Below are 9,487 nucleotides of genomic sequence, written 5' to 3'. Positions count from 1 at the left end.
GCACGGTCCACGTCAACCTCGCGCTGATCCTCAAGTTCATGCGGAACCACCTGCTCGACCCGGTCGACCGGCCACCGCCGTTCCGGAGCTCGGTGCGCGGGCTCAGACGGTCGTCCCGGCCTCGTCCGCCGTCACCGCCGGGCGCTTGCTCGCGATGACCTTCCTGGCCAGCGAGCGGGGGCTGGTGAGGAAGCCGAAGCCCCACGACATGTGCATGGTCGCCAGGGCCACCGGGATCTGCAGCCGCGCCTTCAGGGACAGGCCCTTGCCCGCCGGGACGGAGCCCGCGGTGATGGCGGCCAGGTAGCCGGCCGGGACCACGAAGCCCAGCGGGGTGAGGAAGGCGCCCACGACGATGCCCGCGGCGATCGCGCAGACGGCGGCCGGCGGAGCCAGGTAGCGCAGGTTGATGGAGCCGGCGTGGTACCGGGCCACGACGTGCCGCCACTTGCCGTAGTCCTTGTACTGCTTCGCGAGCGCGCGGACCGAGGGCCGCGGGCGGTACTGGACGCGCAGGTCCGGCGAGAACCAGATCAGGCCGCCCGCCTCACGGATGCGGAAGTTCAGCTCCCAGTCCTGGGCGCGGATGAACTCCACGTTGTAGCCGCCCTGCCGCTCCAGCGCCTCACGGCGGAACACGCCCAGGTAGACGGTCTCGGCCGGGCCGGCCGCGCCGCCGGTGTGGAAGGCCGCGTTGCCGACGCCGACCTTGGAGGTCATGGCGGCGGCGACGGCGTCCTCCCAGGCGTTCTCGCCCTCGGCGTGCATGATGCCGCCGACGTTCTGCGCCCCGGTCTCCTCCAGGAGACGCACGGCCGTCGCGATGTAGTTCGGCGACAGCATGCCGTGACCGTCGACGCGGACCACGATCGGGTGGCGCGAGGCCTTGATCGCCGCGTTGAGGGCGGCCGGGGTGCGACCGGTGGGGTTCGGCACGGTGTGGACGCGGGCGCGTTCGTTCGATGCGGTCTCGCGGACGAGCTCGGCGGCGATCTCGTCGGTACGGTCCGTGGACGGGCCGAGCGCGATCACCACCTCCATCTCGCCGTCGTACTCCTGCTCCAGGATGTGACGGACCGCGTTGCGCAGATGCCGCTCCTCATTGAGGACCGGCATGATCACGGAGACGGGGGGCTTGGCGTTCATCGCGTGCCACGTTACCGCGAATGGGGGACACGGTCGCGCGCCGCCGGCGGCGGTGGGCCCTTGCGATCGTCGTATGGGCCTACGGTGCTCACGGTCCCCCTGTCGCACCCGCGGAGGTGTCCCCCGGTGCCCACACCGCCCCGACCGCCCCGACCGCCCCGGCCCGCCGCCCGACCCGCACCGGTCCGCAGGCGGCGCCGCCCCAGACGGTCGCGGTGGGGGATGCGGATGGCGACCACGCTCTCGGTGGGCGTGCTGGCCGCCGGGGGGATCGGGCACGCGGTCGTGACGAGCCTGGACACCGGCATCAACCGGATCGACCCGTTCAAGGACATGAAGAACCGCCCGCGGGCCGGGCACGGCATGAACGTCCTGCTCGTCGGCACCGACGGCCGCGACAGGATCACCGAGGAGGAGCGCCGCAGGTACCGGCTCGGCGGCGCGCCCTGCCACTGCACGGACACCGTGATGCTCGTCCACATCTCCGCGGACCGGGAGCGGGCGAGCGTGGTGTCGCTGCCCCGCGACTCGTACGCCGAGATGCCGGAGCACACCGACCTCACCACCGGCCGCAGGCACCACGCGCACCCGGTGAAGCTGAACGCGGCGTACGCGGAGGGCGGGCCGGGACTCACCGTACGGACGGTCGAGTCGATGACCGGGGTGAAGATCGACCACTACCTGGAGGTCGACTTCACGAGCTTCATGAAGACCGTCGACGCGGTCGGCGGGGTGCAGATCTGCACTCCCAAGCCGCTGAAGGACTCCTACACCGGGCTCGACCTGGCCGCCGGACCGCACGAGCTGGACGGCGGGCAGGCGCTGCAGTACGTGCGCGCCCGCCATGTCGACGGGGCCTCCGACCTCGGCCGCATGCAGCGCCAGCAGAGGTTCCTGGCCGCGCTGATCGACCGGGTGACCGGCGGCGGGGTGCTGCTCAACCCGGTGCGGTTCCGGGAGGTCGCGACGACCATGCTGAGCTCGGTGCGGGCGGACCAGGGCTTCGGCACGGAGCAGATGCTGTCCCTCGCGAAGGCGATGCAGGGCTTCGGCCCGGCCTCGTCGGAGTTCGTGTCCGTGCCGCTCGGCGACATGAGCTTCCCGGTGAAGGGGATCGGCTCGACGGTGAAGTGGGACGCGCCGAAGGCGCAGAAGCTGTTCCAGTCGCTGCGCGAGGACCGTCCCCTCTCCCCCGCCCGGCCGGCCGCCCCGAAGGGGCCGCGGCCGGTCGACGTGGACGTCGCGCCGAAGACGATCCGGGTCCAGGTCTACAACGGGACCCGCACGGACGGGCTCGGCGGCCGGGTCGACGCGGCACTGCGGGGTGTGGGCTTCGACACGACGCGCGAGCCGCGGACCGGGACGGGGCAGGAGGTCGCGCGCACGGTCGTCTCCTACGACCCGCGCTGGGACCGGTCGGCGAAGTCCCTGGCGGCGGCCCTGCCGGGCGCCGAGCTGAAGCCCGTTCCCGGCCAGGGCGGGACCCTGAGGGTGACCGTCGGATCCGACTACAGGGCGGTCACACCGGTACGGGAGCGGGAGCGCCAGTCGGGCCAGTTCGAGGCGGTACGCGGGGACCAGGTGGTCTGCCCGTAGGCGGGCGCAGGTCGCGGCACGGCGAGCGGACCACCGGTACCAGGAGCTAGTCCTCGTAGCCCTCGGCCGCGCGCTGTTCGCGGAGTTCCCTGATCGCGCGGCGGCGGGCCAGGCGGTGGGTGCGGCGGATCTGGGCTTCCTGGTAGCGCCGCTTGTCGCGCTCCGTCTCCGGGATGACCGGCGGGACCGGGCGGGGCTTGCCGTCGCCGTCGACGGCCGCGAAGACGAGGTAGGCGGAGCCGACCTGGGTGGCGGGCGTGGACTCGTTCCAGCGCTCGGCCATGACCCGGACGCCGACCTCCATGGAGGACCGGCCGGTCCAGTTGACCTGGGCCTTCACATGGAGCAGGTCGCCGACCCGCACCGGCTCCAGGAACGCCATCTCGTCCATGGAGGCCGTGACGGCGGGGCCGCCCGAGTGCCGGCCCGCGACCGCGCCCGCGGCGTCGTCCACCAGCTTCATGATCACGCCGCCGTGCACCGTGCCGAGGAGGTTGGTGTCGTGGCTCGTCATGATGTGGCTCAGCGTGGTGCGGGACGCCGAGGTGGGCTTGCCCGGGATGTCGCCCTGATCTGTCATGCCCTCCACCTTATGCCCGGCCTGTGCGGCGGTCCCCGCACGGTCCGCTTTGCATCAGCTTGGCAACAGCGCCGACCCGATTCCCCACCCGCCCTGTCGGCCGCGCCGGGCCTGACGGCACACTGGTCCGCATGAATGACTGGCCCGACGCCCAGCCCGAGGGACCTCGCCGGATGCGCCACGTGCAGCGCCCGCAGGTCCCGCCGCAGCAGCCGCAGCAGCCGCAGTACCGGCAGCAGCGGCAGCAGCAGTACGGCCAGGGGCAGGGCCAGGGGTACGACCAGGGCTACGACCAGGAGTACAACCCGAGCTTCACGCAGGCCCAGGGCAGCGGCTACGACTCCGGGTACAGCAGCGGCCAGGTCTACGGCGGACCGCAGGGCGGAGGCCGCGGGACCGTTCCCCCGCAGTACGACCCCCGCCAGGGCGGCGGTCGGCCCGCGCCCGACTGGCGCCGCCGGATCAAGATCGGTTCGATCGTCCTCGCCGTCGCCGTGGTCGGCTGGAGCGTCGGCACGTACGCCTGGGCCAGCTCCCGGATGCGCAACGAGGTCGACCTCGCCAAGGTGATCGAGCGCCCGTCCGAGGGCGACTGCACCACGTATCTGATCGTCGGTTCGGACAGCCGCGAGGGCATGTCGGACGAGGAGAAGAAGAAGCTGCACACCGGTTCCGCCGAGGGCAAGCGGACCGACTCGATGATGATCCTCGCGGCCTGCTCCAGCGGGAACACGATGATCTCGCTGCCGCGCGACTCCTGGGTGACGATCCCGTCCTTCGTGGGCTCGGAGTCCGGCAAGAAGTACCAGGCCCGCGGCGGCTCCAAGCTGAACGCCGCCTACGCGATGGACGGCCCCGAGCTGCTGGTCCGCACGGTCGAGTACAACACCGGCCTGCGCATCGACCACTACGCGGAGATCGGCTTCGCCGGCTTCGCGAACATCGTCGACGCGCTCGGCGGTGTCGAGCTGAACATCGAGAAGGGCTTCAAGGACAAGAAGTCCGGGGCCGACTTCCAGGCCGGCACCCAGACCCTCGACGGCCAGCAGGCCCTGGCCTTCGTGCGCACCCGCTACGCGTTCGCCGAGTCGGACCTGGCGCGGACCAAGAACCAGCAGAAGTTCCTGTCCGCCCTGGCCAACCAGGCGGCGACGCCGGGCACGATCCTCAACCCGTTCAAGCTGTACCCGACCCTCGGCGCCGGCCTGGACACGCTGATCGTGGACAAGGACATGTCGCTCTACGACCTCGGGAAGATGTTCTTCGCGATGAAGGGCATCAGTGGCGGCGACGGCAAGTCGATGAACATGCCGATCAACGGCACGGCGCCGCAGGGCTCCCTGAAGTGGGACATGCCCAAGGTGAAGCAGCTGGTCGAGCAGATCCGCAACGACCAGCCGGTCACCGTCACCTCGGACCGCTGACGGGCGCCCGCCGGCGGGCGCCCTCGGGCCGTCACCCCCGGGCGAGCACCTCGTAGAGCACCCGGCCGTCCGGGCCCTTCCGCACCTCGCGCAGGGCCGGGTCCCCGGCCGGGAGCCCGCCCCGCGACGGCCGCTGGAGCACCCACTTCACGTCGTACTTGCGCAGCACCGCGAGCCGTTCCGCGCGGGGGGTGCCGGGGGCGAAGTAGCGCGCGGTGTCGGCGGCGCGCTGCTTCTCGTCGGGCAGGAAGAAGTCCGGGTAACCGGCCTCCACGGTGTAGCCCCCGTACGCGGGCAGGGTGATGGCGGCACCGCGGTCCCCGGTCATGAAGACGTCCCCGTACGCCGTGTAGCGCTTCGTCCAGCCCGGGGTCTGCCAGACCTTCCACGCGTCCCGGGTGACGGCCGTCGGCAGCGCGTCCGCCCTCATGACGAAGGTCAGCGCGTCCCGCTGCGCCCACAGGCCCGCCGCGAGGGCGGCGGCGAGGACGGCGGCGAAGGCGGCGCGCAGCCGACGGGCGCCGCCGTCCAGGACGAGGAGCGCGGCGGCGATCTGGGCGGGCATGACGACCGCGGGCTCGGTCCGGCCCAGGGACCACTTGTCGAGGACCGCGCCGGCGCCCACCGTCACGAGGCCGAGCAGGAACCAGACCACGAGCGGGTCGCGGCGGTCGCGGCGAAACCTTACGGCAAGGGCGAGCACCCCGAGCGGGACGAGGGTGAACAGCGCCCCCGGCTTCCGGTAGAGCGGCTGGTGGATCTCCTCCAGGCCGCCCGCGCCGAGCAGCGCGAAGAAGGAGTAGTACGGCCACGCGGCGAGGACCGCGAGGCCCACGGCGAGGGCGGCGCCGAGCCGCAGCAGGACGGCCCGGGTGGGCCGTCCGGAGGCGGCGACGAGGACACCGAGGGCACCGAACGTGAAGACGACGCCGGTGAACTGATGACTGAGCATCAGGAACGCCCACAGCAGGCCCAGTCCCGCGGACCCGGCGTACGAGAGCGACCCCGCCCCTGCGGGCCGCCGCAGGACCTGGGTGAGCAGCGCGAGGAGGTGGAAGCCGAGGCCGGAGGCGAAGGTGCTCGGGTACGAGGCGTTCGCCGACAGGGACGTGAGGCCGAGGAAGCCGCTCCAGATGAACGGGCGCACGCCCCACAGGAGCAGCAGGCACAGCACGGCGAGCAGGGGCGCGGCCGGGTGGGCGCTGAGGGTGCGGACGAACCGCCGTACGCCGGTGGCCAGGACGATCAGGCCGACGACGGCGGCGCAGCGCAGCACGTCGAACGTGTCGAGTCCGGTCGCCCTCGCGAACAGCGCCAGGCACACCGTCCAGGGCGAGTAGTAGGGGCTGTCCGTGGGCGAGTCGACCATCGGGTTGCCCGGGTGGAACAGGTCGTGCCGCAGGCGTTCGACGGTGGCGGCGTGCACGCCCATGTCGCCTATCCACGGCAGCCGCACGATCATCAGGACCGCCCCGGCCGCGAGCAGCAGGTTCGCCCCGCGCAGCGCGGTGAGGAGCCGGCCCCCGGCGAACGGGACGAACGGACGCGCGGGCGCGTGGAGCGTGGCGGACTCGCCGGTCATCGGTGGTGGCCTTACTACGGGTTGGGCGGACACGGGTGCGGCCGCCCCGGAACGCCCGGGCCGACGGCCCGTGACACACCGTACCGCCGGGGGGTTTTGCGGGAGTAACCCGTACGCGCGTTTGCAGGAGGTTTGATTTCGGCTGTCGTTGCCCTGGAGGATGGCCACTCGGCCCGGGGGCGCCCGGGGACGGGGACACGGGGAGGTTTCACGGATGCCGTGGGACGAATGGGAGCAACTCAAGGCCGAGGCGACGGAGCACCGGTCCACCTCGATGCGGCTCAACCAGCTGCCGGCCGATCCGGGGGGCGGGGGGTACTCGGAGGACCTGAAGACGGACAAGCGGGCCTGGGTGAAGGCCGGCGAGGGCGTCTCGGGCCTGAAGGGCGAGGTCACCAAGGCGCTGACCGGTCTCGACTCCGGCCAGGCGGGACTGGGCGACGGCCAGGGGATCCAGAGCGCGGCGGCGCAGAAGGAGTTGTACGACTCCTGGAAGAAGTACGTGGGCGACGTGAGCGGGCGCTGTGAGGCGCTGGGCGGGCTGTTGCGGACCTCCGGCCACGATCTGTCGAAGCCCGACGAGACGCTGCTCGGGGAGCTCGAGGCCCACGCGAAGAAGTACGCGGACACCGAGGCCGTCGGCGGCCAGGCGAAGGAGAAGTGACCGCGCCATGGATCTGGAGACGCTACGGGCCTTCAAGCAGGCCGAGTACGAGGAGGCCGCGGACGGTTACCGGGCCGTCGGCACCATGGCCATGACGGCCAAGGACACGATCGACACCAAGATCTCCGCGGGCATCCGCGGCGAGCTGAAGGGCAAGGCGGCGGAGGCCGCCCTGGGCGAGCTCAAAGAGCTGTCGAGGAACTTCCACTACGCGCAGACCGAGTGCGGTCTCGTCAGCACTGCGCTGAATGGTTTCGCCTTCGACGTCGGTGCCGCCAAGCGGAAGCTGGACGCGGCGATCGCCGATGCCCAGGCCGCCGGCTGCACGGTGAACCCGGACGGCTCGGTCAGCTTCCCGGCCGGTGCCAAGCCCGGCGCGGAGAAGACCGCCGACGGCGGCACGGTGAGCGGGAGCGCCGGGATGACCGACCCCACGGCGAACGCCATCGAGCGCCAGGCCATCAACATCCATCCCAACCCGCACTACGGCAAGGCGATCGAGTTCGCGAACCGGGTCGCCGACACGCTGAAGGAAGCCACCGAGGCGGACGCCAAGTGGGCGCCGAAGCTGCGCGCCCTGAAGGCCGACGACGACCTGAAGGTCACCGACCGGGACTGGACGGACGTGAAGTCCGACTCGGACGGCGTGCTCCAGGGCGCGGATGCCTATCTGCACAGCATCAAGCCCCCACCCAAGGACGGCACTCCGGACCAGAACGCCGAGTGGTGGAAGGGCCTCACCCCGGAGCAGCGCGCCGACTATCTCGCCATGCATCCGGGCGCGGTCGGGGCGATGAACGGACTGCCGTCGGACATCCGCGACGAGGGGAACCGGGTGGTCTTCGCGGAGCAGCAGGCCAAGGTCCAGATGGAGCTGAACTCCATCCCCAAGCCGCCCGCCAACGAGTGGACCTGGATCACGGCCGGCATGTACCCGGCCAAGGTGCACACCGACGAGTGGATGGCGTGGGACAGGAAGTACGGGGACCGGTACCGGGAGCTCGAGACGTCCATGAAGGGCATCAACGCGATCCAGTCGCGCTTCGACCGGACGGGTGAGCACGGGCTTCCCGAGGCGTACCTGCTCGGCTACGACCTCAAGGGGATCGGGGACGGGAAGATCATCCTGGCCAACGGGAACCCGGACAAGGCCGATCATGTCAGCGTGTACGTCCCGGGTACCTTCGCGGGCATCGAGTCGATAGGCGGCGACGGGAAGGACCACGGCGACCTCGGCCGCGGGGAACGGCTCTGGGCCGAGAGCAGCAAACTCGTACCGGGGCAGAACGTCTCCACGATCACCTGGCTCGACTACAACGCCCCGGACAGCATCGTTCCGCAGGCCACGCGTGGCCAGTACGCCGAGGAGGGCGGACCCCGGCTGTACGACTTCCTCCAGGGCAACCGCGTGGCCCAGGAGGGCGCCGACGGCTCACGGGCCCACACGACGGTCATCGGCCACAGCTACGGCAGCACGGTGGTCGGTGTCTCGGCCCAGTCCGGCAGCTGGAAGGACCCGGAGGCGATCGACGACTTCGTCTTCGCGGGCAGCCCCGGCGTTCAGGCGGACCACGCCGCGGACCTCGGGGTCGGGGCCGACCACGTGTGGGCGATGGGTGCCCCCTGGGATGATCAGGTGGTGCGGCAGGGTGGGCGCCTGATGGGCCTCGGTGACAACTGGACCATTCCGACCGACGAATCGTTCGGCGGCAACATCATGAAGAGCGACGCGGGTGGGCACACGAAGTTCTTCGAGGCCGAATCCCTGAGCCTTCGAAACCAGGCAGCCGTCATAGCCGGCCATTACAGCAAGGTTGAACTTGAGTAGGCGACTTTCAGTTTTCGTGTCTGTTGTGGCAACTTGCGCGCTGGCTGTGGCGTGCTCGAGTGGAAAGGAGGCGAAAGTGGACGTGCGTGACAGCACCACGGTGCAGGACGACGTCGAGAAGACGTCCAGTCGAGTCCTCGAAATGCTGGCACTCAAGGGAAAGGTCACCGAAGCGGGAGCGATGATCGCGCCGTGCTCCGACTACGAGGACGAGGAGCATGTATACCGCGCCCACCACCCGTGGAGTGTCTACGGGGTCCCCTTCGCCGACATGCAGAAGGCCTTCGACCACCTGCGGGACGAGCTCCCCAAGAACGGCTGGCGGATCGTGAAGGACGGCGTGGACGGCAGCGTGGCGAAAAGCCCCCAGATCGTCGCGGAATCGAGCGAGGGCGAATTCGCGGTCGATGTGCGCCTGCACAGGGCGAACAAGGCCGAAAACGCTCCGGAGCTCATAGAAGTCACCGTCGAATCCGCCTGCTTCAAGGAGAAGTGAGGGCCTCCTCGGCCCACGGGAGACCGACAGCCCCCGGCACCGTCGTGCCGGGGGCTGCCTGTTCCCGTGGGGGGACTACGGGAGGTTGCGGGCCATGACGATGCGCTGGACCTGGTTGGTGCCCTCGTAGATCTGGGTGATCTTGGCGTCGCGCATCATGCGCTCGACGGG

The 9,487-nt window shown here is 70.9% G+C and carries 9 protein-coding genes; 5 read left to right on the top strand and 4 right to left on the bottom strand.

Features of this window, described 5'->3' with window-relative positions; all coding sequences use genetic code 11:
- Positions 1-102: 102 nt before the first annotated feature.
- A complete protein-coding gene (locus AB0M16_RS36060; protein WP_365350758.1) occupies positions 103-1,146 on the bottom strand; it encodes a glycosyltransferase family 2 protein in 1,044 nt (347 codons plus the stop codon).
- Between the two features lie 222 nt (positions 1,147-1,368).
- Here AB0M16_RS36060 and AB0M16_RS36055 point away from each other — a divergent pair, with 222 nt between their 5' ends.
- Positions 1,369-2,742 carry an LCP family protein gene (locus tag AB0M16_RS36055; protein ID WP_365350756.1) on the top strand — a complete coding sequence of 458 codons (1,374 nt, stop codon included), beginning with the start codon at positions 1,369-1,371 and terminating at the stop codon, positions 2,740-2,742.
- 46 nt (positions 2,743-2,788) lie between these two features.
- Here the strand turns inward: AB0M16_RS36055 and AB0M16_RS36050 are convergent, their stop codons facing one another.
- On the bottom strand, positions 2,789-3,322 hold the full coding sequence (locus AB0M16_RS36050) for an acyl-CoA thioesterase (protein ID WP_365350754.1): 534 nt from the start codon (positions 3,320-3,322) through the stop codon (positions 2,789-2,791).
- Between the two features lie 131 nt (positions 3,323-3,453).
- Between AB0M16_RS36050 and AB0M16_RS36045 the strand changes: the two genes are divergently transcribed.
- Positions 3,454-4,746: an LCP family protein gene (locus tag AB0M16_RS36045; RefSeq protein ID WP_365350752.1), complete on the top strand. Its 1,293-nt coding sequence runs from the start codon at positions 3,454-3,456 to the stop codon at positions 4,744-4,746.
- A gap of 31 nt (positions 4,747-4,777) precedes the next feature.
- Here the strand turns inward: AB0M16_RS36045 and AB0M16_RS36040 are convergent, their stop codons facing one another.
- Positions 4,778-6,328 carry a hypothetical protein gene (locus AB0M16_RS36040; RefSeq protein WP_365350750.1) on the bottom strand — a complete coding sequence of 517 codons (1,551 nt, stop codon included), beginning with the start codon at positions 6,326-6,328 and terminating at the stop codon, positions 4,778-4,780.
- 214 nt (positions 6,329-6,542) lie between these two features.
- Between AB0M16_RS36040 and AB0M16_RS36035 the strand changes: the two genes are divergently transcribed.
- The 3 genes from AB0M16_RS36035 (at position 6,543) to AB0M16_RS36025 (ending at position 9,316) form a co-directional block, all read left to right on the top strand.
- Positions 6,543-6,992, top strand: a complete 450-nt coding sequence (locus AB0M16_RS36035) for a hypothetical protein (protein ID WP_365350748.1) — start codon at positions 6,543-6,545, stop codon at positions 6,990-6,992.
- A gap of 7 nt (positions 6,993-6,999) precedes the next feature.
- The gene (locus tag AB0M16_RS36030; protein ID WP_365350746.1) at positions 7,000-8,820 is read left to right on the top strand and encodes an alpha/beta hydrolase; all 1,821 of its coding nucleotides are present in this window, start codon (positions 7,000-7,002) and stop codon (positions 8,818-8,820) included.
- A gap of 76 nt (positions 8,821-8,896) precedes the next feature.
- Positions 8,897-9,316, top strand: a complete 420-nt coding sequence (locus tag AB0M16_RS36025; RefSeq protein WP_365350744.1) for a hypothetical protein — start codon at positions 8,897-8,899, stop codon at positions 9,314-9,316.
- 75 nt (positions 9,317-9,391) lie between these two features.
- Here AB0M16_RS36025 and AB0M16_RS36020 read toward each other — a convergent pair.
- Positions 9,392-9,487, bottom strand: a 96-nt coding sequence (locus AB0M16_RS36020) for an acyl-CoA dehydrogenase family protein (protein ID WP_157849844.1), incomplete at its 5' end; no start/stop codon positions are given.

This window comes from Streptomyces sp. NPDC051921 (assembly GCF_040680975.1).
In the GTDB taxonomy this organism is placed as follows: domain Bacteria; phylum Actinomycetota; class Actinomycetes; order Streptomycetales; family Streptomycetaceae; genus Streptomyces.
The sequence above is the reverse complement of the archived record's forward strand: the minus strand, read 5'-3'. Positions and strand labels throughout refer to the sequence as shown.

Excerpts from the sequence above, each read along its gene's own strand:
- AB0M16_RS36060 (WP_365350758.1), bottom strand. The coding sequence starts at position 1,146 with ATGAACGCCAAGCCCCCCGTCTCCGTGATCATGCCGGTCCTCAATGAG.
- AB0M16_RS36055 (WP_365350756.1), top strand. The coding sequence starts at position 1,369 with ATGCGGATGGCGACCACGCTCTCGGTGGGCGTGCTGGCCGCCGGGGGG.
- AB0M16_RS36050 (WP_365350754.1), bottom strand. The coding sequence starts at position 3,322 with ATGACAGATCAGGGCGACATCCCGGGCAAGCCCACCTCGGCGTCCCGC.
- AB0M16_RS36045 (WP_365350752.1), top strand. The coding sequence starts at position 3,454 with ATGAATGACTGGCCCGACGCCCAGCCCGAGGGACCTCGCCGGATGCGC.
- AB0M16_RS36040 (WP_365350750.1), bottom strand. The coding sequence starts at position 6,328 with ATGACCGGCGAGTCCGCCACGCTCCACGCGCCCGCGCGTCCGTTCGTC.
- AB0M16_RS36035 (WP_365350748.1), top strand. The coding sequence starts at position 6,543 with ATGCCGTGGGACGAATGGGAGCAACTCAAGGCCGAGGCGACGGAGCAC.
- AB0M16_RS36030 (WP_365350746.1), top strand. The coding sequence starts at position 7,000 with ATGGATCTGGAGACGCTACGGGCCTTCAAGCAGGCCGAGTACGAGGAG.